Annotated in this window: 20 protein-coding genes; 8 read left to right on the forward strand and 12 right to left on the reverse strand. The window is 67.7% G+C overall.

Features of this window, described 5'->3' with window-relative positions:
• Nucleotides 1-48: 48 nt before the first annotated feature.
• The 3 genes from ribD to glyA are packed head-to-tail and all read right to left on the reverse strand — an operon-like array spanning nucleotide 49 to nucleotide 2,980.
• Nucleotides 49-1,155 (reverse strand): bifunctional diaminohydroxyphosphoribosylaminopyrimidine deaminase/5-amino-6-(5-phosphoribosylamino)uracil reductase RibD, encoded by a 1,107-nt coding sequence (gene ribD, locus HBF26_RS11320; RefSeq protein WP_167126558.1) that lies wholly within the window; start codon nucleotides 1,153-1,155, stop codon nucleotides 49-51.
• Nucleotides 1,156-1,193: 38 nt separating this feature from the next.
• Complete coding sequence (gene nrdR, locus HBF26_RS11325; protein ID WP_167126112.1) at nucleotides 1,194-1,709, reverse strand: transcriptional regulator NrdR; 516 nt, start codon at nucleotides 1,707-1,709, stop codon at nucleotides 1,194-1,196.
• A gap of 14 nt (nucleotides 1,710-1,723) precedes the next feature.
• Nucleotides 1,724-2,980 (reverse strand): serine hydroxymethyltransferase, encoded by a 1,257-nt coding sequence (gene glyA, locus HBF26_RS11330; protein ID WP_167126115.1) that lies wholly within the window; start codon nucleotides 2,978-2,980, stop codon nucleotides 1,724-1,726.
• A 217-nt stretch (nucleotides 2,981-3,197) separates the two neighbouring features.
• Between glyA and HBF26_RS11335 the strand changes: the two genes are divergently transcribed.
• The 4 genes from HBF26_RS11335 (at nucleotide 3,198) to HBF26_RS11350 (ending at nucleotide 7,449) form a co-directional block, all read left to right on the forward strand.
• Nucleotides 3,198-4,175 carry a hypothetical protein gene (locus HBF26_RS11335; protein ID WP_167126118.1) on the forward strand — a complete coding sequence of 326 codons (978 nt, stop codon included), beginning with the start codon at nucleotides 3,198-3,200 and terminating at the stop codon, nucleotides 4,173-4,175.
• A gap of 144 nt (nucleotides 4,176-4,319) precedes the next feature.
• Nucleotides 4,320-5,978 (forward strand): energy-dependent translational throttle protein EttA, encoded by a 1,659-nt coding sequence (gene ettA, locus HBF26_RS11340; protein WP_167126121.1) that lies wholly within the window; start codon nucleotides 4,320-4,322, stop codon nucleotides 5,976-5,978.
• Nucleotides 5,979-6,131: 153 nt separating this feature from the next.
• Nucleotides 6,132-6,944: an orotidine-5'-phosphate decarboxylase gene (pyrF, locus tag HBF26_RS11345; RefSeq protein ID WP_167126124.1), complete on the forward strand. Its 813-nt coding sequence runs from the start codon at nucleotides 6,132-6,134 to the stop codon at nucleotides 6,942-6,944.
• A 121-nt stretch (nucleotides 6,945-7,065) separates the two neighbouring features.
• Nucleotides 7,066-7,449, forward strand: coding sequence for a DNA-binding protein (locus HBF26_RS11350; protein ID WP_167021949.1), 384 nt, complete (start codon nucleotides 7,066-7,068; stop codon nucleotides 7,447-7,449).
• A 15-nt stretch (nucleotides 7,450-7,464) separates the two neighbouring features.
• Here HBF26_RS11350 and def read toward each other — a convergent pair whose 3' ends face one another.
• Entirely contained in the window at nucleotides 7,465-8,001 is a 537-nt protein-coding gene (gene def / locus HBF26_RS11355) for a peptide deformylase (protein WP_167126127.1), read from the reverse strand.
• A 192-nt stretch (nucleotides 8,002-8,193) separates the two neighbouring features.
• Between def and HBF26_RS11360 the strand changes: the two genes are divergently transcribed.
• Nucleotides 8,194-10,269: a carbon starvation CstA family protein gene (locus HBF26_RS11360; protein ID WP_167126130.1), complete on the forward strand. Its 2,076-nt coding sequence runs from the start codon at nucleotides 8,194-8,196 to the stop codon at nucleotides 10,267-10,269.
• A gap of 12 nt (nucleotides 10,270-10,281) precedes the next feature.
• The gene (locus tag HBF26_RS11365; RefSeq protein WP_167126133.1) at nucleotides 10,282-10,485 is read left to right on the forward strand and encodes a YbdD/YjiX family protein; all 204 of its coding nucleotides are present in this window, start codon (nucleotides 10,282-10,284) and stop codon (nucleotides 10,483-10,485) included.
• 667 nt (nucleotides 10,486-11,152) lie between these two features.
• Here the strand turns inward: HBF26_RS11365 and HBF26_RS11370 are convergent.
• The gene (locus HBF26_RS11370; protein ID WP_167126136.1) at nucleotides 11,153-11,863 is read right to left on the reverse strand and encodes a FadR/GntR family transcriptional regulator; all 711 of its coding nucleotides are present in this window, start codon (nucleotides 11,861-11,863) and stop codon (nucleotides 11,153-11,155) included.
• 129 nt (nucleotides 11,864-11,992) lie between these two features.
• Between HBF26_RS11370 and HBF26_RS11375 the strand changes: the two genes are divergently transcribed.
• On the forward strand, nucleotides 11,993-13,132 hold the full coding sequence (locus tag HBF26_RS11375) for an aldose epimerase family protein (protein ID WP_205287623.1): 1,140 nt from the start codon (nucleotides 11,993-11,995) through the stop codon (nucleotides 13,130-13,132).
• Nucleotides 13,133-13,147: 15 nt separating this feature from the next.
• On the opposite strand, the gene HBF26_RS11380 is transcribed toward HBF26_RS11375, so the two are convergent.
• The 5 genes from HBF26_RS11380 to xerD all read right to left on the reverse strand — a co-directional run bounded on the left by HBF26_RS11380 (nucleotide 13,148) and on the right by xerD (nucleotide 20,735).
• Nucleotides 13,148-14,050 (reverse strand): DMT family transporter, encoded by a 903-nt coding sequence (locus HBF26_RS11380; protein ID WP_167126139.1) that lies wholly within the window; start codon nucleotides 14,048-14,050, stop codon nucleotides 13,148-13,150.
• Nucleotides 14,047-14,901: a glycosyltransferase family 2 protein gene (locus HBF26_RS11385; protein ID WP_167126141.1), complete on the reverse strand. Its 855-nt coding sequence runs from the start codon at nucleotides 14,899-14,901 to the stop codon at nucleotides 14,047-14,049. The genes HBF26_RS11380 and HBF26_RS11385 overlap by 4 nt, the downstream gene beginning before the upstream one ends.
• 33 nt (nucleotides 14,902-14,934) lie before the next feature.
• Nucleotides 14,935-18,798, reverse strand: coding sequence for a phosphoribosylformylglycinamidine synthase (gene purL, locus HBF26_RS11390; protein ID WP_167126145.1), 3,864 nt, complete (start codon nucleotides 18,796-18,798; stop codon nucleotides 14,935-14,937).
• A 196-nt stretch (nucleotides 18,799-18,994) separates the two neighbouring features.
• Nucleotides 18,995-19,747, reverse strand: a complete 753-nt coding sequence (locus tag HBF26_RS11395; protein WP_167126148.1) for a DsbC family protein — start codon at nucleotides 19,745-19,747, stop codon at nucleotides 18,995-18,997.
• An 85-nt stretch (nucleotides 19,748-19,832) separates the two neighbouring features.
• Nucleotides 19,833-20,735 carry a site-specific tyrosine recombinase XerD gene (gene xerD / locus HBF26_RS11400; RefSeq protein ID WP_167126151.1) on the reverse strand — a complete coding sequence of 301 codons (903 nt, stop codon included), beginning with the start codon at nucleotides 20,733-20,735 and terminating at the stop codon, nucleotides 19,833-19,835.
• A 106-nt stretch (nucleotides 20,736-20,841) separates the two neighbouring features.
• Here xerD and HBF26_RS11405 point away from each other — a divergent pair, with 106 nt between their 5' ends.
• The gene (locus HBF26_RS11405; protein ID WP_167126154.1) at nucleotides 20,842-21,330 is read left to right on the forward strand and encodes an RDD family protein; all 489 of its coding nucleotides are present in this window, start codon (nucleotides 20,842-20,844) and stop codon (nucleotides 21,328-21,330) included.
• Between the two features lie 2 nt (nucleotides 21,331-21,332).
• Here the strand turns inward: HBF26_RS11405 and HBF26_RS11410 are convergent, their stop codons facing one another.
• Both HBF26_RS11410 and HBF26_RS11415 read right to left on the reverse strand, forming a co-directional pair.
• Entirely contained in the window at nucleotides 21,333-23,330 is a 1,998-nt protein-coding gene (locus HBF26_RS11410; RefSeq protein ID WP_167126157.1) for a hypothetical protein, read from the reverse strand.
• A gap of 57 nt (nucleotides 23,331-23,387) precedes the next feature.
• Complete coding sequence (locus tag HBF26_RS11415) at nucleotides 23,388-24,401, reverse strand: hypothetical protein (protein ID WP_167126160.1); 1,014 nt, start codon at nucleotides 24,399-24,401, stop codon at nucleotides 23,388-23,390.

A 24,401-nucleotide genomic window follows, 5' to 3' on the forward strand; every position in this document is an offset into this window, starting at 1 on the left:
CCTGCGCAGGCAGGAACCCAGCGCCTCTGGCGCCACGTGGCCGCGGAGTCACTGGGCCCCCGCCTTCGCAGGGGCGACGTGAGTGGCCGTGGGGGCGGTCGGACGCAGTTGCAGACGGGTGTCGTCGCCGATCTGGCGGCGATCGACGGTGCGGAGTTTCCAGCGCGAGGCCATGTCGTCCAGCGGCGGCAGGTGCAACATGGGGCGCGCGCTGTCCCCCAGCAGCACCGGCGCGATGTACACCAGCAGTTCGTCGACCAGCCCGGCCGCGAGCAGGGCGCCACAGAGCACCGGCCCGGCTTCGACGTGCACTTCGTTCACGTCGTGCAGGGCCAACCAGTGCAGCACGGCGTGCAGATCGATGCCGCCGCCGTCTTCGCGGCGGATGGCGGCGCGCGTCGCGTTCGCCAGATGGCCGGGAACCGGCGCATCGGGGGCATGGAAGAAGACGGTGGGTGCCGCGGCGTCGAGCACATGGGCGCCGGCGGGCGTGCGCAGAGCGGTGTCGACGATCGCACGCAGGGGCGGCACGAAGCGCTCGTGTTCCGGCAGCCGCACGGTGAGCCGCGGATCGTCGGCGAGGACCGTTCCGCTCGCCGACAGGATGGCCGACGCGCGTGCGCGCCAGCGCTGCACGTCGGCGCGCGCGGCTTCGCCCGTGATCCACTTCGATGAACCATCGGCGAGCGCCGTCCGGCCGTCGAGACTCATGGCCAGCTTCGCCCGCACCCACGGCCGGCCGCGCTGGATGCGGCTGAAGAACCCGACGTTGAGGTCGTGCGCGGCATCGCGCAGCAAACCCAGTTGCACGCCGATGCCAGCGGCACGCAGCTTCTCGATGCCCGCACCGGACACCTTGTCGAAAGGATCCTCGTGCGCGATGACGACGCGCCCGACGCCAGCGGCGATCAACGCGTCGGCGCAGGGTGGCGTGCGGCCGAAGTGGGCGCAGGGTTCCAGCGTGACATAGGCGGTCGCCCCGCGCGCCGACTCCCCCGCCTCGCGCAGCGCGAACACTTCGGCATGCGGCTCGCCGGCCTGCTGGTGCCAGCCCGTGCCGAGCACCGTCTCGCCGCGCGCGATGACGCAGCCCACGCGCGGATTTGGCTGCGTGGTGTAAAGGCCCTTCTCCGCAAGGCGCAGGGCGTGCGCCATGTGGACATGGTCGATGGCCGGGAAGAACGGTCGCGACATCAGGACTTGCGGCCGCGCCTTGCCGCCTCGAGCAGGGGCAATTGGAGGCCTTCCAGCGAGGGAAGGTCGCGCTCCAGCTTCTCGATTTCCTCACGGAACGCGTGCACGTCCTCGAAGCGACGGTAGACGGACGCGAAGCGCACGTACGCCACCTGGTCGAGCTTCTTCAGTTCGCGCATTACCAGTTCGCCGACCTGGCGTGAGGGGACCTCGCGCTCGCCGCTGCGGCGCAGGTCGTTGATGACGGCACGGACCGCCGTGTCCACAGCGTCGCTGGCCACAGGGCGCTTCTGCAGCGCGCGCTCGAAGCTCACGCGCAGCTTGTGCTCGTCGAAAGGCTCGCGGCGGTCGCCGGACTTCACGATCGACGGCAGCTTGAGCTCCGCCGTTTCAAAGGTGTTGAAGCGCTCGCCGCACTGCGGGCATTCGCGACGACGGCGCACCGTGCTCCCGTCCTCGGTGAGACGGGAGTCGATGACGCGTGTGTCTTCGTGCTGGCAGAACGGGCAATGCATCTAGACGCCGGCCCTCAACCGTAGACCGGGAACTTCGCGCACTGCGCCGTGACCTTTTCGCGCACCGCCGCGATGACCGCTTCGTCGGCCGGCGCGTCCAGCACGTCGCAGATCCATTGCGTGAGTTCCACCGTTTCCTTCTCCGTGTAACCGCGCGTGGTGATGGCGGGCGTGCCGACGCGCAGGCCGGACGTGACGAACGGCGAACGCGGATCGTTCGGCACGGCGTTCTTGTTCACCGTGATGTGCGCCTTGCCGAGCGCGGCTTCCGCGTCCTTGCCGGTGACGTCGCGGCCGATCAGATCGATGAGCATGAGGTGGTTCTCCGTGCCGCCCGAAACGATCTTGTAGCCGCGCTCGATGAAGGTCTTCGCCATCGCCTTGGCGTTCTTCACCACCTGCTTCTGGTAGTCGGTGAACGCGGGCTCCAGGGCTTCCTTGAAGGCCACCGCCTTGGCGGCGATGACGTGCATCAGGGGGCCGCCCTGGATGCCGGGGAACACGATCGACTGGAGCTTCTTTTCCAGTTCCTCGCCAAGGCCCTTCGCGACGATGATGCCGCCGCGCGGACCGCGAAGGGTCTTGTGCGTGGTGGACGTGACGACATGGGCGTGGTCGATGGGGCTCGGGTAGACACCCGCCGCGACGAGACCCGCGATGTGGGCCATGTCGACGAAGAGATAGGCACCGACCTTGTCGGCGATGGCGCGGAAGCGGGCCCAGTCCAGCACCTGCGAGTAGGCCGAGAAACCGGCCACGATCATCTTCGGCTTGTGCTCCAGCGCCAGCTTCTCGATCTCGTCGTAGTTCACGACGCCGGTGTCGGGATCGATACCGTACTGCACGGCGTTGAAGATCTTGCCGGAGAGGTTCACCTTCGCACCGTGCGTGAGGTGGCCGCCGTGGGCCAGGCTCATGCCGAGAATGGTGTCGCCCGGCTGCAGCAGGGCGAAGTACACCGCCTGGTTCGCCTGCGACCCCGAATGCGGCTGCACGTTGGCGTAGTCCGCGCCGAACAGCTGCTTCAGTCGCGAGATCGCCAGCCGCTCGGCTACGTCAACGAACTCACAGCCGCCGTAGTAGCGCTTGCCCGGATAGCCCTCGGCGTACTTGTTCGTAAGCGACGAGCCCTGGGCCTCCATGACGCGCGGGCTGGCGTAGTTCTCCGAGGCGATCAGCTCGACGTGATCTTCCTGGCGACGGGACTCGTCGGCGATGGCCTTGGCGAGTTCGTCGTCGTAGCCGGCGATCGTTGCGTCCTTGGGAAACATCTCGACCTCGTGCGATGGGCGGGGGAAAGACGGAAAGTGTAGCGCCTATGGGGGGTTGCGGTCACGGGGCGCGCCGATGACGGCTCCGAAGTTCCGCTGGCGCCGACAGCTTGAAGCCGAAATCCCTGACCGGCCGTCGGTCGCGCCCTCGCTATGCTTCCGGCCAGGGCTTCCCCCCTCCGCAGCGCCCTGCAACTCAACGAAAAGGAATTCCCCCTTGAATACCTTGCACCGGACCATGCTGCTCGCATGGTCGATCTTCACGTGCGCCTCCGCGACCGCCCTCGATCGCCGTCTCGAGATTTTCGATGCCCGCGCCGGGGGCCCGCTGCCCACCCGTTTCGTGCTACCGGACCCCAATGGGGAGGAGCACAGCGTCGCCCTGATCCGGCGATTCCGCAGCGACATCCGGCTGAACGGCAAGCCGGCGGCGATGTTCAAGGCCGAGATCGACGGCCGCCCGGGGGCGATCGTGCGCCATGGCGAGGCACTCGACATCACCCTCGACGAGGAGACGCCCGCCACGCCGCCTGGTTCGGGCCCGATCGACTACGAGACAGCCCCCACCGAAGCCCTGCCCCCCTTCACTGCCCGCCGCTCGATGGTCCCCAAGGCGCCGGACGCGGATCCCGAAGCGGGCATGACGGTTTGGTTGTTCCTGCACAGGGAGGCTCATGAGTACGACCGCGCCAAAGTCCTGAGCTGGTACGCGAACTGGTGGCTGGACGACATGGAAACCGCCGTGATGCCCGACGTCCCCGTCCGCATCTGGGTGGTGGAGAACGCTCCCGGGATTACCGATCTGGACTATCACGCCGGCATGGCCAACATGCGCCTGTGGGACGTGCGGCGCCGCGGGAAAGAGTTCGCAACCGCCTCGGGCGAGGCCGTGACATCGCTGCACAAGTTCGTACTGCTCGTGGGCGACCCGGCGGAGAACTGGGGCCACAACGCCGTAGGGATAGCCGCTCAGAACATTGGCGCGGCCATGATCAGCAACCAGGGGCCCCGCCTCGTCCTGGCCCACGAGATGGGCCACCTGCTCGGCGCCCGCCACGAGGATTCCGAATACCGCTTCCTTTGCGACACGAACATGGTTCCGGACGTCACCTCCCTCAAGTTGCCGTGCAAGGTTTACACGAAGGCCAACGACGCGAATATCCGTGAGTACGTGCGCGCGGCGGCCCGGCGCTGAGCCGGCCGAAGGCCGGCCTTCCCCCGCGGGACGCGTGACAGAGGGGGGGCGGCCGCGCCAATGGGAGCGCCGGGAACCCGCTATAATTGGCTTTTGCCCATCGGCGCGCGGCGCGCCGGCGGCGCCCAATGCCACGGAGCGTCCATGCAGTACATCTACACCATGAACGGGGTGAGCAAGATCGTCCCCCCGAAGCGCCAGATCATCAAGGACATCTCGCTGTCGTTCTTCCCCGGCGCCAAGATCGGCCTGCTCGGCCTGAACGGCGCCGGCAAGTCGACGGTGCTGCGGATCATGGCCGGCGTCGACAAGGACTTCCAGGGCGAAGCCCGCCCGCAGCCCGGCATCAAGGTCGGCTACCTCGCGCAGGAACCGGAACTCGATCCGGAGAAGACCGTTCGCGAAGCCGTCGAGGAAGGCGTCTCGGAAGTGCTCGACGCCCAGAAGAAGCTCGAGGAGGTCTACGCGGCCTACGCCGAGGAAGGCGCCGACTTCGACGCCCTCGCCAAGGAGCAGGAACGCCTGGAAGGCATCCTGGCCGCGAACGACGCCCACGCCCTGGAGCGCCAGTTGGAAGTGGCCGCCGACGCCCTGCGCCTGCCGCCCTGGGACGCGAAGATCGGCCCGCTGTCCGGTGGCGAGAAGCGCCGCGTGGCGCTGTGCCGCCTGCTGCTGTCCAAGCCCGACATGCTCCTGCTCGACGAGCCCACCAACCATCTCGACGCCGAATCGGTCGACTGGCTGGAAACCTTCCTGCACGACTACCCCGGCACCGTGGTGGCCGTTACCCATGACCGCTACTTCCTCGACAACGCCGCCGAGTGGATCCTCGAACTCGACCGCGGCCGCGGCATTCCCTGGAAGGGCAACTACACCGAGTGGCTCGTGCAGAAGGACGAGCGCCTGAAGCAGGAAGCCCAGCAGGAGAAGTCGCGTCAGAAAGCCATCCAGAAGGAACTGGAATGGGTGCGCTCGGCCTCCAAGGGTCGCCAGTCGAAGGGCAAGGCCCGTCTCAACCGCTTCGAGGAACTGAACTCGGTCGAGTACCAGCGCCGCAACGAAACGAACGAGATCTTCATTCCGCCGGGCGAGCGCCTGGGCCAGGAAGTCATCGAGTTCAAGAACGTCACGAAGTCGTTCGGCGACCGCGTGCTCATCGAAGACCTCTCGTTCAAGATTCCGGCGGGCGCGATCGTCGGCGTCATCGGCCCGAACGGCGCCGGCAAGTCCACGCTCATGAAGATGATCATGGGCAAGGAGCAGCCGGACAGCGGCGAGGTGAAGCTCGGCCATACGGTCAAGCTCGCCTACGTCGACCAGTCGCGCGACGCGCTGGACGCGAAAAACAACGTCTGGCAGGAGGTTTCCGGCGGTTCGGACATCCTCACGATCGGCAACTTCGAGATCCAGTCGCGCGCCTATATCGGCCGCTTCAACTTCAAGGGCACCGACCAGCAGAAGATCGTCGGCCAGCTCTCCGGCGGCGAACGCGGCCGCCTGCATATGGCGAAGACCCTGCTGCAGGGCGGCAACGTGCTCCTGCTCGACGAACCGTCCAACGACCTCGACGTGGAAACGCTGCGCGCGCTCGAAGACGCCCTGCTGGAATTCCCCGGCTGCGCCGTGGTCATTTCGCATGACCGCTGGTTCCTCGACCGCATCGCCACGCACATCATCGCGTTCGAAGGCGACTCGCACGTCGAGTTCTTCCCGGGCAACTACAACGAGTACGAAGCCGACAAGAAGCGCCGCCTCGGCGACGACGCCGGCCCGAAGCGTGTGAAGTACAAGAAGCTGGTCTGATCCGGAACTGTGGGAGCCGCCTGGTTGCAGAAGGTGCGCCATTGTGGGAGCCGCTTCAGCGGCGATCCCGCGGCAGCGGGCACGTTGGTCGCAAGCACTCATCGCCGCTGAAGCGGCTCCCACATTCACAACCCGGCCGAGGAAATGCCCCCCATGAACTTCATGACCGCCCTCAAGGACGCCTGGCGCCGCAACGACTCGCTCGTGTGCGTCGGCCTGGATCCGGAACCCGGCCGGTTACCCGCGGGCCTCTCCGGCACCGAGGGCATCTTCACCTTCTGCCGCGACATCGTCGACGCCACGGCAGGCCAGGTCTGCGCCTACAAGCCGCAGATCGCGCACTTCGCCGCGCAACGGGCCGAAGACGTCCTGGAACGGCTGATCGCATACATCCACGAGACGCACCCGGGCATCCCCGTCATCCTCGACGCGAAACGCGGCGACATCGGTTCCACGGCAAAGCATTACGCCACGGAAGCCTTCGATCGCTACGGTGCCGATGCCGTCACCCTGAATCCTTACCTCGGGCACGATTCCATCGCCCCCTTCCTCGATCGCGCCGACAAGGGTGTGATCCTCCTGTGCCGCACCTCCAACCCGGGCGGCAAGGATTTCCAAGCACTCGACTGCGGGGGCCAGCCACTCTATTTGCGCGTGGCGGAAACCATCGCGCGCGAGTGGAACGGCAACGGCAACTGCGCCCTGGTCACCGGCGCCACCTGGCCGGAAGAACTCGGCCGCGTGCGTGGGGTGGTCGGCGACATGCCGCTGCTGGTTCCCGGGATCGGCGCCCAGGGCGGCGACGTCGCCGCAGTCATGGCGAACGGCCGAACACGCGACGGCACAGGCCTCATGATTTCCTCCTCGCGCGCGATCCTTTACGCTGATTCGGGCGTGAACTTTGCCGAACACGCACATCGCGCAGCCGAAGAGATGAGAAAATTCGTCAACTCCTTCCGCCTTTAATGAGCAAAATCAAAGGCAGTCGCAAATTGGACGAGTTGGCAACTGGAAAAGCGTCACGCTCCCGCTCCGCGCTATGAACAATACCCGGACCGTAGCGCCCAAGCGTTCCATCGGAGTTGTCATGTCCCCTACCAACCGAGGTTTTTCCCAACGTCTTCATGTCGCGCTGGACATGGCCGGCGTGAAGAAAGGCCGCGGCCGCATTACGCAGCTGGCCGACCTTTTCGACGTCAGCAGGGAAACCGCAAGGAAGTGGCTAAGCGATCTCGGCCTTCCGGAACTGGAACGCCAGATCGATATGGCGGTCCGTTTCGGCGTCAATTTCGAATGGCTGGCCACCGGCCGCGGCGCACCTAGCGGCGCCACCGGCGTACGCGAAAGCCCTGCCCTCTACCGTGCCGATTCCCGCGAGCAGCTGCGCCTTGTCGGGCTCGTGAGCCGCATGCCGAAGGAGCGCCGCAAGGCCCTCCTGGTGATCATCGAAGCCCTGGCCGACGCCGAATAACCGCCCCGGCCCGGGTCAGTCGTCGCCGATGTCTTCCCCCGGGAACAACACATCGGTGAAGCCGAACCGGCTGAAGTCGGTGATGCGCGAGGGGTACAGGCGCCCGATCAGGTGGTCGCACTCGTGCTGCACAACGCGAGCGTGAAAGCCTTCGGCCTCCCGGTCGATAAGGTTGCCCTCCGGATCGAAGCCGCGATAGCGGATCAGCGAATAGCGGTTCACCACACCCCGCAGGCCCGGCACGGAGAGGCACCCCTCCCATCCTTCCTCCATATCCTGGGAGAGGGGCGTAATGTCGGGGTTGAGCAGGATCGTACGCGGTACGGGCGGTGCATCCGGATACCGCTCGCTGCTGTCGAAGCCGAAGATCACCAGTTGCAGGTCCACGCCGATCTGCGGCGCGGCCAGGCCGACGCCGCCGGCGTCGGCCATGGTGTCGAACATGTCCGCGATCAGCTCGTCGAGTTCGGCCGAGCCGAACATCGCATCGGGCACGGGCTGGGCGATGCGCAACAGGCGCTCGTCGCCCATCTTCAGGATCTCGCGAATCATGCGTTTTCCGGGGAGTGGGGATACCCCCAGCATGGCGCCGGACGGCCCCCGGCTCAAGTCGGGACCGGGAACGGAAGACTTGTCTCAGTCATTAGCCATTCGACCAATGGCTAATGCCCCGGAACCCTCGCGGTCATTGACCCCCAGGGCAACGGGGACGACCCTTGGAGCATCCGCAAGGGGAGCTCCAACATGCAAAGCGCCATTCCCAAACCCAGCCCGGCCGGCAAGATCCTCTGGGCCGCCATCGCCATCGTCGGAGCCTGGTGCCTCGGCGTCGTCGCCCTGCGACGGGGCGAACCGATCAATGCCATCTGGCTGGTCACCGCTTCCATCGCCGTTTTCCTCATCGGCTACCGCTTCTACAGCCGCATGATCGCCACGCGGGTCTTGCAGCTCGACCCCTCGCGCGCCACGCCTTCTGTCCTTCGCAACGACGGCCTGGATTATGTGCCCACCGACCGCTGGGTGGTGTTCGGCCATCATTTCGCGGCCATCGCCGGCGCCGGCCCGCTCGTCGGACCCGTGCTGGCCGCGCAGATGGGCTACCTCCCGGGCACCCTCTGGATCCTTGTCGGCGTGGTATTCGCCGGCGCGGTGCAGGATTTCATGATCCTCGGTCTCTCCCTGCGCCGCGACGGACGCTCCCTCGGGCACATGCTCCGCGAGGAACTGGGTGAAGTGCCCGGCGTCATCGCCATGGTGGGCGTCCTCGTCCTCATGATGATCGTGCTGGCCGTGCTGGCACTGGTCGTCGTCAAGGCGCTCACCCATAGCCCCTGGGGCACCTTCACCGTCGCCGCCACGATTCCCATCGCCCTGCTGATGGGCGTGTACCTGCGCTTCGTCCGCCCCGGGCGCATCCTCGAAGTGTCGATCATCGGCCTCATCCTGCTGCTGGCCTCCATCTGGTACGGAAAGACGGTCAACGACACGCCAGCCCTGGCCGCCCTCTTCGACTTCGACGCCAAGGCCCTCGCCTGGCTGCTGATCGGCTACGGCTTCTTCGCCTCCGTGCTTCCCGTGTGGCTGCTGCTCGCGCCGCGCGATTACCTGTCCACCTTCCTCAAGATCGGCACCATCGCCCTGCTCGCGCTGGCCATCTTCCTCGCCGCCCCGACCCTGCAAATGCCCGCGGTCACGAAGTTCATCGACGGCACCGGGCCGGTGTTCGCCGGCAACCTGTTCCCGTTCCTCTTCATCACCATCGCCTGCGGCGCAGTTTCCGGATGGCATTCCATCATCGCCTCGGGCACCACGCCGAAGCTCCTCGCCAATGAAGGCGAAGCGCGGCTGGTCGGTTACGGCGGCATGCTGATGGAAGCCTTCGTGGCGATCATGGCCCTGATCGCCGCGGCCTCGCTGCACCCGGGCGTGTACTTCGCCATGAACTCACCGGGCGCGCTGGTCGGCACCACGGCCGAGCAGGCCGCCCAGACGATCAGCAGCTGGGGCTTCCTCGTCACGCCGGCGGAGTTGACCGACACCGCGCGCAATATCGGCGAAAGCACCATCCTCGGCCGCGCCGGCGGCGCCCCCACCCTGGCGGTGGGCATGGCCCAGCTGCTCCACGGCATCATGCCGGGCGAAGGCATGATGGCGCTGTGGTACCACTACGCCATTCTGTTCGAAGCCCTGTTCATCCTCACCACGGTGGACGCCGGCACGCGCGTGGGCCGCTTCATGATCCAGGAACTGGCAGGCATGGCCTGGGCCCCGTTGAAGCAGACGGAATCCTGGGTGGGCAACATCGTGGCCACCGTGATCTGCGTCGGCCTGTGGGGTTATTTCCTGTACCAGGGCGCGGTCGATCCGCTGGGCGGCATCAACACCTTGTGGCCGCTGTTCGGCATCGCCAACCAGATGCTTGCCGCCATCGCACTGATGCTGGCGACGGTGGTGACCGTGAAACTGAAGCGCCAGCGCTATGTGCTCGTGCCCGCCGTCCCGGCCGCCTGGCTGGTGATATGCACGCTGACCGCGGGCTGGCAGAAGATCTTCGACGCGAAGATCAGCTTCACCGCTGCGGCGCAGAAGTACGCGGATGCGATGGCGTCGGGCAAGCTGCTCGCCCCGGCGAAGTCGATGGACGAGATGCAGCGGATCATCACCAACAACCGCGTGGACATGGGCCTTACGGCACTCTTCATGCTGCTGGTCCTGACCATGCTGTTCTTCTCGCTTCGCTCCATCGTCCGCGCATGGCGTGCCACGCACCCGACCGCGCACGAGGAACCGTACGTCGCGCTGTCCAGCGTGGCGCAGTAAGGAGGCCCCCCCATGGAAGCGAACGCATCCGGATCCCGCTCGCTCTGGCAATGGGCGGTGCAAACCGCCCGCCTCTGCTGCGGCGTGCCCGACTACGACGTCTACGTGAGACACCTGCGCGAGCACCATCCGGAACGCCCCGTACCGAGTTACGGGGAGTTCTTCCGCGAGCGTCAGGAAGCCAGGTATCGCGGCACAGGCGGGCGCTGCTGCTGAGGTCCCGAGGCGGTGCCTGCGCATGTGGGTGCCGCCATTGATTGTGTTGCGGGAATCGCTTCGTAGGGCTGGCCCGCCTGTTCGGCTTCGCGCTCGGCGCCTGTACCGTTGCTTGAGAGCCAGTACGGACGGTGCGGATTGTTGTGGGGAGAGCCGGAGCACGAGCCGATGGGTTGATTTCGTCCCTTGCCGAACGGGGCGCTGGGTGCCTGCTTTCGCAGGCACGACGGTAGGAGGGGACGCTGTGATGCCCTCGCGTCGCGCTCTTGTGGGAGCCGCTTCAGCGGCGAAGGGTGCTCGCGGCAAGCGTGCCCGCTGCCGCGGGATCGCCGGCGCAGCCGGCTCCCACAGAGAGCACCACGATTCGTATCTCGAGCGAAGAGCTCCTACACAACGCGCGAGCAACTCTCAGCCACCGTCGTGCCTGTGAAGGCAGGCACCCAGCGACTCAAGCGCGAACGGTCACCACAGACCGACAAAGCAACGCACGCCACGCACTACACAACACACCACCGCACCGTCCGATGCCGGCTTTCAAGCCACGGTGCAAGCGCCGCGAGCGAGGCCGAAGGCGAGCGAAACCTACGAAGCGAATACGCACCACGACCGCGGCGGCGAAGCCGCTAAGCGCATGAACTCGCGTCGGCGAGTTGTCCGATCCGCTCCGCTACTTCCGACGGCGCGGCTTGCGCATGTTCGCGCGAGAGTCCTCGATCATCGTGTACATGGCTGCTGCGGCCTCGTTCGGCCGGCGGCGGCGGATGGCTTCGTATACCGCGCGATGATGCGGAAGCGCGTATTTGAAGTTCTTGGCCGTGCGCGCCGACATCACGAAGAACGTACCGAGGGCGGCCTCGATCACCGAAAAGAGCGCACTGAGCAGCTCGTTGTTCGTTGCCAGCAGCACCGTTTCGTGGAAACGCAGATCCGCGGCCGCCCAGTCGTCCAGCGTTTCCGCGGCCTCCATGGCCGCCAGCGCCTCGCGGATCGCCTCCAGTTGTGCCGGATCGCGCCGCCTGGCGGCCGTCATCACCGCCGCGGGCTCGACGATCTCGCGCATTTCCACCAGCTTCTCCACGAAGTCGTCCGTGGGGAGCGAGGCGCAACGCCAGCCGAGCACGTCCGCATCCAGGTGGTTCCAATAGCGCGAGTCGCGCACGCGCATGCCGGTCTTCTGGCGCGTCTCGATCAACCCCTTGGCCGCCAGCACTTTCAAGGCCTCGCGCAGCACCGTGCGGCTCACCGCCATCTCGCTGGCGAGCTGTGCCTCGCCAGGCAGCGCATCGCCGGGCTGGAACACGCCACACACGATCGACTCGCCCAGGCTCTCCACCACCTGCGTGTGCAGGTTCCGGCTACTCCCTTTCTTCGATGCCATCCCATCCTCCCCCTCAAGGCTTCCTCGCCCATCCTACCGGAGCACGGCGATGGGCATTGACGCGGCGCAGCTTGTCAATTGTCCAACAAATATGATCTGGTCCCCAAGTCCATTCGAAGGGAGACACCCATGATGAAGATCGGGACGAGCCTCGCGGCCGCCATGCTGCTGGCCGCCGGCACGGGCGCGCATGCCGGGGAGGCCACGAAAGCGTCGTTTGGCCAGACGCCCGACGGCAAGGAAGTGACCGTGGTCACGCTGACGAACGGCCACGGGATGTCGGCGAAGATCCTCTCCCTCGGTGCCGCCCTCTATGCGCTCGACGTGCCCGACCGCAACGGCAAGCCCGGCGACATCGTGCTCGGATATCCGGACCTGAAGGGCACATTCGCCAAACCGCAGTATTTCGGCGACACGGTGGGGCGTTATGCCAACCGCATCGCCAAGGGTCGCTTCACCCTCGACGGCAAGGCATATTCGGTTCCGGTGAACGACGGTCCGAACTCGCTGCACGGCGGCAAGGTCGGGTTCGACAAGGTCGTATGGACGGTGGACAAGGTGGAATCCGGCCCGCGCCCGAGCGTCACCCTCACCTACGTGAGCCCGGACGGCGATCAGGGGTATCCGGGCAAGCTCACCGCCACCGCCACCTATGCCATCGACGACAAGAACGAACTGACGATCGAGTACACCGCCACGACGGACGCACCGACCATCGTCAACATCACCAACCATACGTACTGGAACCTTGCGGGCGAAGGCTCGGGCAGCGTGATGGACCAGCGACTGACGATCGCCGGCGATGCCTATCTGCCGACCGACGCCACGGCCATCCCCACCGGCGAAATCCGTAACGTGGCCGGCACGGTTTTCGACTTCCGCAAGGCCAAGCCCATCGGCCGCGACATCCGCGATGCGAAGGAGCAACAACTCGTCTTCGGTCGCGGGTACGACCACAACTGGGTCATTTCGCGGAAAGAAGCGGCGCAGCCGCGCGAAGTGGCACGCGTGAGCGATCCGAAGAGCGGCCGCGTGCTATCCCTGTGGTCGGCGCAACCCGGCCTGCAGTTCTACTCCGGCAACTTCCTCGACGGCACCACGTCGGGCAAGTCCGGCGGTGTCTATCGTCAGGGTGATGCGTTCGCGCTGGAACCGCAGCTCTTCCCGGATACACCGAACCAGCCGGCCTTCGGTTCGGCGCGACTCGCACCGGGACAGACCTACCGGAACACGATGGTCTACAAGTTCACGACCACCAAGGAACGGTAGGAACGCGCCTGGCCTTCATACCTCGTGATGCAGCGCTTCCGTCGGCTTTCCACGGCGGAAGCGCGGCGCCAGTTCCACCATGTACATGGCGGCGAGTACGAGCGCGCCGCCGGCCAGCATGCGTCCGGTGAGCACGTCGACACCGAGCAGCACGGCGAAACCCGCCGCGAACACCGGCTCCGTGGTCATCACGATGGCCGCGCGCGTGGCGGGCATGTGCGCCTGCGCCCAGGTCTGCACCAGCATGGCGAGCGCGCCGGCGACGAGGGCCATGTAAAGCACGGCCACCCAGGCCTTGCCGTCCGGTGGCAAGGACGGGCCGCCATGCGGGAGGGTGATCGCAAGGAACACCGCCGCGATGCCCAGCATCTGGATGGCCGACATGCCGAAGGTATCGCCGGGTTTGGACCAGTGCCCGAGCCCCACGATGTGCAACGCGTACAGGGCGGCCGAGCCGAGTGTCAGAAGGACGCCGGCGTCGAGCTCGAAGCCGTTCAATGCGAGCACCCCGAGGCCGAGTGTGGCGACGAGGACGGCGAGCCAGGTAGTCCACGGCATGCGCTGGCGGAACAGCAGCAGGGAGAGGATCGGCGTAATAACGACATACATGCCGGTGACGAAGCCGCTGACGCTCGGCGACGTGCGGGCCAGGCCTTCCGTCTGCAACCACTGCGCCAGGCCGTAGAGCACGCCCAGCCCCAGGCCTCGCAGCAACTGCGAGCGCGGCAGCCGCAGTAGCGGGAGCGCGAAGAGGACGAGCATCGCCAACGCGGCGATGACGAAGCGCACCGCGAGGAAGTCGGCAACCGGCATCCGGCCCACCACGTCCTTGATGAGGGCGAAGGTGGAGCCCCAGATGGCGGTGACGGCCAGCAGGCCAAGCGTGGCGAGGCTACCCCCGCGCGCTGTCCCGCTCATCGGCGTTTACGCAGAAGCTGCCCCGGGATCTTCGCCACGAAGTGCGCCCAGATGCCGAGCCACACCGCGATGCGCACCAGGGGATTGCGTGCGGCCGGATCGTGCCTGCGGAACCAGAGGTACATGCTGCGGTGCTTGTGCCGGCTGACGAACACGGGCCGGTGCCGGCTCGAGCCGCCCTTGCCGTGAAGCACGCGCACGTCGCCGGCCAGCAGCACCTTGTAGCCCGCGTCGCGCGCGCGGCGGCACAGATCCATGTCTTCGCAGTGCAGGAAGAAGGTTTCGTCGAAACCGTGCAGGCGCTCGAAGACGCTGCGCGGCATGAGCACGATGGCACCGGAAACGATTTCCACGGCTTCCGCGCCGTCCGGCATCGGCCCGCGGATGTCGATGCCGGCGTCGCCCCCATGACCGAGCTTGGTCGCGAGCGAGCGGCGCAGCAGCGGATCGCGTCGGCGTGACGCCGGATCGGGGTTGCCGTCGGCGTCGCAGACCACGGCGCCCACGATGCCGGTGTGCGCATCGATATGCGCCGCCATGCGGCGAATCGTGTCCGGCGCCACGAGGCAATCCGGGTTGAGCACCAGCAGCCGGTCCCCGCGCGCCTGGGCCGCGCCGCGGTTCACGGCGGGACCGAAACCGAGATTGGCCCGGTTGTACACCACGCGCACGCGATCTTCGTCGGCATAAGCGCGGTCGATCGCTTCGGGCACGCCGTCGGCGGAGCCGTTGTCGACGACGATCACCTCGACCGGTACGTCGCTCGCGAGCACGTGCTCCACACATTCGCGCGTGAAGGGCCCGCTGTCCGCGAGCACGATGACGACGCTGGTGAGAGGCGTGGCTTCCATGGTCTCAGGCGGCTTGGGCCACGGCGGATCGCATCAGCCGACCCACGCGCGCGCATTGCGGAACATGCGCATCCACGGGGAGTCCTCACCCCACTGCTCCGGATGCCAGCTCAACTGCGCCGTGCGGAACACGCGCTCGGGGTGCGGCATCATGATCGTGACGCGGCCGTCGGCGGCGGTGAAGGCGGCCAGGCCACCCGGGGAACCGTTCGGGTTCAGCGGATAGCTTTCCGTCGGCTTGCCGCGGTTGTCGACGAAGCGCGCCGCGGCGTGGCTCTTCGACGGGCTGCACACCATCGGGAAATGCACCCGGCCTTCGCCGTGCGCCACCGCGACGGGAATGCGCGAGCCGGCCATACCGCGGAAGAAGATGCTGCCCGAATCCAGGATCTCGAGCGTGGCCACGCGCGCCTCGTACTGCTCCGACTGGTTGCGCAGGAACTGCGGCCAGTGCTTCGCGTCGGGGATGATGTCCTTCAGGCCGGACATCATCTGGCAGCCGTTGCACACGCCGAGGGCGAAGCGCGTGCCGTCCTCGAAGAAGCGGGCGAACTGCTCGCGCAGCGCATCGTTGTACAGGATGGACGTGGCCCACCCACGTCCCGCGCCGAGCACGTCGCCGTACGAGAACCCGCCGCAAGCGGCCAGGCCGATGAAGTCCTTGAGGTGGTGCCGGCCGGTGGCCAGGTCGGTCATGTGCACATCGACGGCATCGAAGCCGGCCCGATGGAAGGCGGCCGCCATTTCGACCTGACCGTTGACACCCTGCTCGCGCAGGATCGCCACGCGGGGACGCACGCCTGTGGCGATATACGGTGCGGCAATGTCCTCCGCCGGGTCGAAGACGAGCTTCGGCGAGATGCCGGGGTCGGCATCGTCGAGGCGCCACTCGTTTTCCTGGTCGGCGCTGTGCGGGTTGTCGCGCAGGCGCTGCATGGCGTAGCTGGTTTCGTTCCAGGCGCGGAACAGTTCCGTCCAGTTCCACTTGAACGCGGGCTCGCCGGCGAGATAAAGCTTGATGCCGAGCTTTTCCTTCGGACGGCCGACGTTGTGCGTGAGACCGGCGAGGTTGTGCTTGACGAGCAGTTGTTCGAAGGCTTCGCGGTTCGCCGAAGCCACCTGTACGACGGCGCCCAGTTCCTCGTTGAACAAGGCGCGCAGCGTCGCGTCGGCCCAGCCGTCGAGGCGAAGTTCCAGTCCGCAGTGGCCCGCGAACGCCATTTCCAGCAGCGTGACGATGACGCCACCGTCGGAGCGGTCGTGGTACGCGAGGAGCAGCCCGGCGCGGTTGGCTTCCTGGATCAGTTCGAACATCGCGCGCAGGCGCTTGGGATCGTCGAGGTCGGGCGGCACGCCGCCGCCACGGTTGAAGACCTGCGTGAGCGCGGATCCGCCGAGACGGTCGCGGCCGGCGCCAAGGTCGATCAGCCACAGGTCGGTGTCGCCGCGGTCGAGCTTCAGCTGCGGGGTGAGCGTGCGGCGCACGTCGTCGACGCGCGCGAAACCGGTAATCACCAGCGACACCGGCGACACCGTCTTCTGCGCCTTGCCGTTCTCGTCGGTCCACACCGTCTGCATGGACAGCGAGTCCTTGCCGACGGGAATGGAGATGTCGAGCGACGGGCATAGTTCCATGCCGACGGCCTTGACGGCATCGAACAGCGCGGCATCTTCGCCCGCGTGGTTCACCGCGGCCATCCAGTTCGCGGACAGGCGTACCTCGTCGAGCTTCATGGATGCGGCGGCGAGGTTGGTGATGGCTTCGCCCACCGCCATGCGCGCGGCATCGGCACTGGAAAGCAGCGCGACGGGCGCGCGCTCCGCCATGGCCATGGCTTCGCCGGTGTAGCCGTCGAAGTCGGTCATGGTGACCGCGACGTCGGCGACGGGAACCTGCCAAGGGCCCACCATCGGATCGCGCGCGTTGAGCCCGCCGACCGTACGATCGCCGATGGTGATGAGGAAGTTCTTGCTGCCGACCGCGGGCAGGCGCAGCACGCGCATCAGCGCTTCGTCCATGCCGATGCCGGTAAGGTCGGCGACGAGGTCGACGCGCGGCTTCACGCGCTTCGCATCGCGGTGCATGCGCGGCGGCTTGCCGAACAGCACGTCCATGCCCAGGTCGATCACGGTGAGATCGCGGCGCGGATCGCGCACGATGAGGCGCGGTTCTTCGGTGGCTTCGCCGACCACTGCGAAGGGGCAGCGCTCGCGTGCGCAGAAGGATTCGAAAAGTTCGAGGTCCTCACCGCCGATGGCGAGCACGTAGCGTTCCTGCGACTCGTTGCTCCATACCTGCATCGGCGAGAGGTTCGGGTCGTCCGAGGGGAGCTTCGACAGGTCGATGACACCGCCGACGCCCGCGTCGTTGAGGATCTCGGGAATGGCGTTGGACACGCCACCGGCGCCCACGTCGTGGATGCTGACGATGGGATTGCGGTCGCCACGTGCCCAGCATGCGTCGATCACCTGCTGGCAGCGGCGTTCCATTTCCGGGTTGTCGCGCTGCACGGAGGCGAAGTCGAGTTCCGCGCTGGACGTGCCGGACGCCACGGAAGACGCCGCGCCACCGCCCAGCCCGATGAGCATGGCCGGACCGCCGAGCACGATCACCTTGTCGCCCGGACGAACCTTCCGCTTCTGCACGTGCTCGGGACGGATGGCAGCCAGGCCACCGGCGATCATGATCGGCTTGTCGTAACCGCGCCGCACGCCCTTGTCGCCCGTTTCCTGCTCGAAAGTGCGGAAATAGCCGCCCAGGGCCGGACGGCCGAATTCGTTGTTGAAGGCCGCGGCGCCGAGCGGGCCGTCGCGCATGATCTCGAACGCGGACGCCATGCGCGGCGGAAGCGGACGCTCCTTTTCCCAAGGACGCGGCAACCCGGGAATGCGCAGATGGGACACGGAGAAACCCGTAAGACCGGCCTTCGGCTTGCCGCCGCGACCGGTCGCGCCCTCGTCGCGGATTTCGCCGCCCGCACCGGTGGCGGCACCCGGCCACGGGGCGATCGCCGTCGGATGGTTGTGCGTTTCCACCTTGATGGCGTACGGCGCCGCTTCGGCCACGGTGCGAAACACGCCGTCTTCCGGATCCACGAACAGGCGGTTGCCCTCGTAGCCTTCGATGACCGCCGCGTTGTCGTGATAGGCCGACAACGTATGTGCCGGCGACTTCTGGTGCGTGTTCTTGATCATGCCGAACAGCGACGACTCCTGCTCCGCGCCGTCGAGCGTCCAGGTGGCGTTGAACACCTTGTGCCGGCAGTGCTCGGAATTCGCCTGCGCGAACATCATGAGCTCGGCATCGGTAGGCGCGCGGCCCATCTCCGCGTAGCGCGCGGCGAGGTAGTCGATCTCGTCGTCGGCCAGCGCAAGGCCGAGCTCGGCGTTGGCGGCGGACAATGCCGCGCGCGGATCGGCGCCCAGCTCGATGCGCCCGAGCGGACCGGGTTCACCGGCAAGGAAAAGCCCGGCGGCCTGTTCCAGCGCATGGAGCGGCGACTGCACCATGGGATCGCAGAAGGCGGTCATCACGGCGGCGTACGCCGGATGGTCGTCGGCAGGCATGCCGGTGACCCGCCATGCCGTGCCGCGCTCCACGCGGCGCACGTCGAAACCCGCGCCATGAAGGATGTCGGTGGCCTTGCTGGACCACGGCGAGATGGTGCCCAGACGCGGCACGATCCAGAACGTGGCGTCCTCGGGGGTGCCCGCTTTCGCTTCCAGCACCGCGAGGAGGCGCGCACGCGCGTCGCCCTCGGGCGCCTGGTCGGCGTCGACGAAGTAGGTGAACCAGGCGGCCTGTACGCGTGTACCGTGATGCAAGGCATCCAGGTGGGCGTTCAGTCGTTCGAGGCGAAAAGGCGAGAGGGCGCTCTGCCCGTCGAGTGCGATCATGCGGGGGGAAAGGCGCAGAAGGAAAACGCCTATTCTACATGATGTTGCGCGGCAGCATCGGACCGACCGAAGGAAGGTCCCGGGATACCTGTGGGAGCCGCTTCAGCGGCGATGGATGCTCGCGGCCAGACTGCCCGCTGCCGCGGGATCGCCGGCATAGCCGGCTCCCACAGGGGCCGGCTCCCACAGGGTTGGATCAGCCGCCGCGGCCCACCGTGCCTGCCGGGGCCTCCAGGGCCTTCAGCAGCTGGGCCGGGGTGACGTAGCCGCCCACGACGTCGCCGTTCTCGGTGACGATGGTGGGGGTGCCGTTCACGCCCAGGCGCTCGCCCAGTTCGAAATCGTCCTTCACCGGATTGGCGCAGGTGGCCGCCTTGGGCGTGGCGCCCTTCATGGCCTCGTTGAAGGCGTTCTTGCGGTCGGCACTGCACCAGACCGACACGGCCTTGGTGTAGGACGGGGTGTCATTGCCGGCCGTGGTCTTGATGCCTTCCCGCGGCCAGAACACGTATTCGACCGCGATGCCCTGCTTGTTGAATTCGTCGATGTGCGCGTGGAGCTGGCGGCAGAACCCGCAGTCGACGTCCGTGAAGACCGTGACGGTGTGCTTCGGGTTGGCCGGCGCGTAGATGAGGCGCTGCGACGCAGGCACCTTCGCCAGTGCCGCCTTGCGCGTGGCGGCCCAGCTGGCCGCGCTGAGGTCGGTTTTCGCCTTGAGGTCGATCAGGTTGCCGTTGAGCATGTAGCGCCCGTCGGCGCTGACGTAGACCATGCGACCCGAGGCCACCACCTGATAGAAGCCCTCCATGGGCGCGGGCGCAATGCTGTCGACCTTGATACCGGGCCCGAGGGCTTCGACGGCGTCGCGCACAGCCTTTTCGTTGTCGGCCGCGCAGGCCGTCATGGCGAACGCGCCGGCGAAGAGCGCCGGCAGGATTTTCTTCAACATCGCTACCACTCCATATGCCACCGGGGGAAACGCGGCATCGATTGGATCACGATCACCGCATTCGGTTCCCCGATTGTGGCACGCCTCAGCCTCGCGGGTGGTGCTGGGCGTGAAGGCGCTTCAGGCCCTCCTTGGCCACGAGCGTGTAGATCTGGGTGGTACTGAGGGCGCTGTGCCCGAGGAGCATCTGCAAGGCACGCAGGTCGGCGCCGTGGTTGAGCAGGTGGGTGGCGAAGGAATGTCTCAAGACATGCGGAGAGACCCGGCTCGCCGGTATGCCCACCTGCACGGCGTAGCGCTTCACCAGGGTCCAGAACATCTGCCGGCTCATGGCGTCGCCACGCCGCGAAAGGAACAGGGCCAACGGTTGCCCGTGTCCCGCGGCCAGTTGCGGACGCGCGTCGCGCAGGTAGGTTTCCACGTGCGCCAGGGCCTCCTCGCCCACCGGGACCAGACGGTCCTTGCCGCCCTTGCCGGTGATGCGAAGCACCCCTTGCCGCGTGTTCAGGCCGGCCAGCGGAAGGTCGACCAGTTCCGAAACGCGCAAGCCGGACGAGTACATCAATTCGAGCATCGCGCGGTCGCGCATGCCCAGCGGCGTGCCGACATCGGGCGCGACGATCAATGCCTCCACCTCCCGCTCGGCCAGCGCCTTGGGAAGGCTGCGAGGCATGCGCGGACGCTGCATCAGCAGGGTGGGATCCTCACGCTTGCCTTCGTCGCGGGCGAGTTGCGCATAGAAGCGCCGGAACGCCGACTGGCGCCGGGCCATGCTCCGCACGGACACGGGCTGACTGCCGTGGTACGCGGAAAGGTCGTCGCGGCCGGCCGTGGCCAGCGTGCGCCCGCGCGTGGACAGCCAGCGCGCGAGCTGCTGCAGGTCGCGGCGATAGGCTTCGAGGGTGCGATCGGCCAGACCGTCCTCGGCCCAGATGCGCTCGATGAAACGCTCGATGAGGCGGGCGTCGGCGGATTCGATGTCGGACATGAGGCGATCGTCTCACGTCCGCACCGCGACCCTCAAAGCGGCGTCGGGAAGAAGATTCGCCGTGCGCAGGAGATAATGGTCCGATGGCCAGTACGCGACGACCCGCATGAACCTCCCCAAATCGCCCGCGCCTGCGTGGCGCCGCCTTGCCGCCGTCGTCTACGACGCTCTCGCCGTGGTCGCCATCGTCATGGTGGTCGGGCTCCTGGCCCAGTTCGCCACGGGCGGCACGCTGTTCGACACCCAGGGCCACCTGCTCGCCTGGTGGTACCAGCCGCTGCAAGGTGCGGTCGTGGGCACCTACTTCCTCGTTTCCTGGGTGCGCGGCGGACAGACGCTCGGCATGCGCCCTTGGCGGATCAGGGTGACGGATGCCGACGGCATGCCGGTGACGTGGGCGCGCGGCGCCGTCCGCCTCGCGGCCGGGGCGCTGCCGCTCGGGCTGCTGACGCTCTACCCGCTCGTGTCGCTGAAGATCGCGCTCTGGGCGCCTGTCGTGGGCTGGGCCGTGCTGCTCCTTCCGGCGTTTATCGACCGCCGCCGCCGCGGACTCCACGACATGGCGGCCGGTACCGAGATCCGCCACCTGCCCTGAAGCTAGTGCGAGAACTGGTCGCTCGCTGGAACCCATGAGCCGGAGTTCGCGGAGGGCACCGGCACGTTGATCTTGATCGACGCCTCGCACCCCGGTGGCAGCGGGCCGCCGGTGACGCGCGCCGTTGCGCACAGCGCCGTGTTGTCCAGCGCGACCGGAGCGGTGGCGACCGTCGCACTGTTGGCAGGCGGAAGGTTGTCGGCCAACGGCTTGGCAGGCGCCATGGTCTGCACCTTCGCAAGCGCTTCCTGGCTGGCGGGTTTCGCCTGCACGTCTTCCGAGCAACCGAAAGTCAGGAGGGAAATGGCTTCCTTCATCGCCCCGCCCGCATTGCCCGGACCGGCCGTGCAATTGAGCCTCACGCCGCGAGGCAGCGAGATCGTCTTGCGCACCGTGGCCGCTTCCACGCCATGGCGAATGGCCGTGTCGACGGACGATTCGCCCTTGGGCGTCCAGGCGCCCTCGAAGCGCGTGGCCTTGTAGTCGATGTGCACGCGCGAGCCGGACTGCGGTACGAGGTTGCCGCGCGGTTTCAGCTCTACATAGGCGCCGGCCACCTGGCCGGTCTTGTCGCCCTGCCCGCCCGCGACGCCATCGTCGCGCTGCGAAGTGCCGTTCGCGCCCGTCAGGCGCTGACTATCTTCCACGCCGTTGGCCGCGCCCGGCGTGCCGGTGGCGGCAGTGGCGCCCGGCGTGTTCGAACCCGAGGCTTCGGCCGTGGTCTGCCCCGGAACGAGGGGCTGGGCCGGCGGCCCCTTGGCTTCGCCAGCGGCACGTGCCGCATCCGCCTTGCCCTGCTCCGCCGCGGTCTGCGCCGTGGATTCGCCCGCGGCCACATCGCCGGGCGCCTGCCCCGGCGGTTGCGGCGCGGTGTCGACGCCGGCCACCGGCCGTTGCATGTCGCCAGGCGTCACGGCCGGCGCCTGGACGGCGGGGCGCACGTCGTCCGCAAAAGGCGCGGACACCGTGGGTTTCGCCGTGGCGTCGGGAAGGGGCACCGCTTCGAGGTCCACGGTGGCCTCGACGGCCGGTGCGTGGATGGGCTCGACCGACACCTTCGGAGGCACCGGCCGGGCATCGATGGCGAGGTCGGGCTTCGGCGCCGTGGGCTCGGACGCGATCGCCGGCAAAGGGGCGTCCTGCGGCGTCGGGGGAGCGGACGATGTTTCCGCCTCGGGGCGCGGCACCGTCGCGAGCGTCATCGCGGTGGTCGGCACCGGCGCAGTGCGCTCGGCCGTGATCGTCGGCGGCGTGGGCGTAACGGCCATCTGCGCGGCGGGCGTCTCGGGCAGCGCCAGCGAAGCGGGCGGCGGCATGGGCGCCGTGCCTTCGGCCTGCGCCCGACGCACCGGCTCGGGCTGGAAGCGGGGCGGCACTACCGTCGGCTTTGGCGTGTCCACGGCCAGATCGGGCGGCGCAGGCGTCGGCACCGGCACCTTCTCGAGTTCCGGTTGGGGCGGCGGCGCCTTCGGCTGGCTCAACGGCCGCTCCGCGACGGCAACGACGCTCGGCGGCGGCGCGCTCAGCTTCACGTCCGGCTTCACCTGCGGAGGTTGCGCGGCGGGCACGGCGATGGCGGGAAGGGGCTTGGCGGCGGAAGCCACGGCGGCAGCCCGGGACCCGCTCGATGCGCGGCTGGCCTTCGAATGCGCGGTATTCCAGCGCGTCTTCGCGACCGGCGCCCTCGACGGCGTGCCGCGTACCGGCGGCACGGGCGGCGGCGGCTTGTCGATGAGGCGCACCAGCAATGCGTTTTCGTCCGGCTGCTCCGGGGGCGGCGGCAACACGTCGTACGCGGGGCCCAGGATCATTCCGAACAGGAAGAGCAGGTGGACGACGATGGTGCCCACCCAGCCGAACACGCCCAGCAGGCGGTCGCGCGGCCTCTCGCGCAAGCGACGGCGATATACCAGCGCACGCATCGCAGCTTCGCGCGGCGACACCGGCAGCGAATTCTCGGCGATCGGGCGGTCGCTGTCCGGTTGGTAAGTCTTGGGCATGGGCGGCTAGTGTCCACGCTGCGGCCGGTGCGCACAATCGCTGTGCGGGTCGCGACGCTACTTGCCCGTGCGCCGCTCGCGTTCCGCGTTCTCCTGGTCCATCGCCTTCAGCGGAGTGTCGGAGGCACAACCCTGCGGCAACGGCTTGTCGGCCCGGAAGGCCGCGATGCACTCCGCCTCCGTGGGGGGCGCCGGCTGACCGGGCAGGTCTTTCACCGGCGGGTTCGCCGGCGCCATGTTGAGGCGGACGTCTCCGTCCTTCGCGGCAGCCTTCGAGGGGTCTTCGCCGCCACAGCCCACGGGCAGCACGAAGAAGACCGTGGCGCACTTCACGCGCACGCCGTGCCCGAGGTCGATCGTCTTCTTCACCGTCGTGGTTTCCATCGCACGGCGAAGCCCCTTGTTGAGCGCGTTTTCGTCCCGCGGCGCCCAATCCTTCTCGAACCGTGTCTGCGTGTAGGTCACCGTGGTCTTGTGGGACATGATGCCGCTGTCGTCCGTAGGCTTGCGCGCGACGAAATCGGCCTGGGTCGTCCCTTCCGCGCCCTTCTTCGGCATGACGATGCTTCCGTCGGCCCCGAACAACACGGGGCGCCTGGCCTGCGCGTCGGGTGCCGGCGTGGCGTCCGGCGCCGGGGGCTGCGGCGTGGCCTGGGTCGAGGGGCGCGGGCGCGGCGGTTCGGGGCGGGTCGCCTCCGGCGAACGAACCTTCGGCGGCGGTTCCGGAGGCGGAGGCGGCGTTTCCACGGCGGGCGCAGGACGGGGAGCCGGTTCGATGAAACGCACTTCCAGCACGTCTTCGCGATCGGCCACCGGCGCATAACCGATCAGGAGCCTCGGCTCCATCTCGTAGCGAACCAGCAGCACGAGACCGATGTGCAGGACGATGGCGGCCACCATCGCGAGGATCCGCAGCACGCGCTCGCGCGGGGGCGGACGGCGACCGATGTCGTGCAGCGCGGCAAGCGTGGCGGCGTCGATCGGCGCAAGACCGGGCGCGCGCGGCGAATCCCCCGGCTGCAGCCGGTGGGGCTCGACGAACGGCGGTGGCGCCTTGCCGGGATATTGCAC

The organism is Luteibacter jiangsuensis (assembly GCF_011742555.1).
GTDB lineage: Bacteria > Pseudomonadota > Gammaproteobacteria > Xanthomonadales > Rhodanobacteraceae > Luteibacter > Luteibacter jiangsuensis.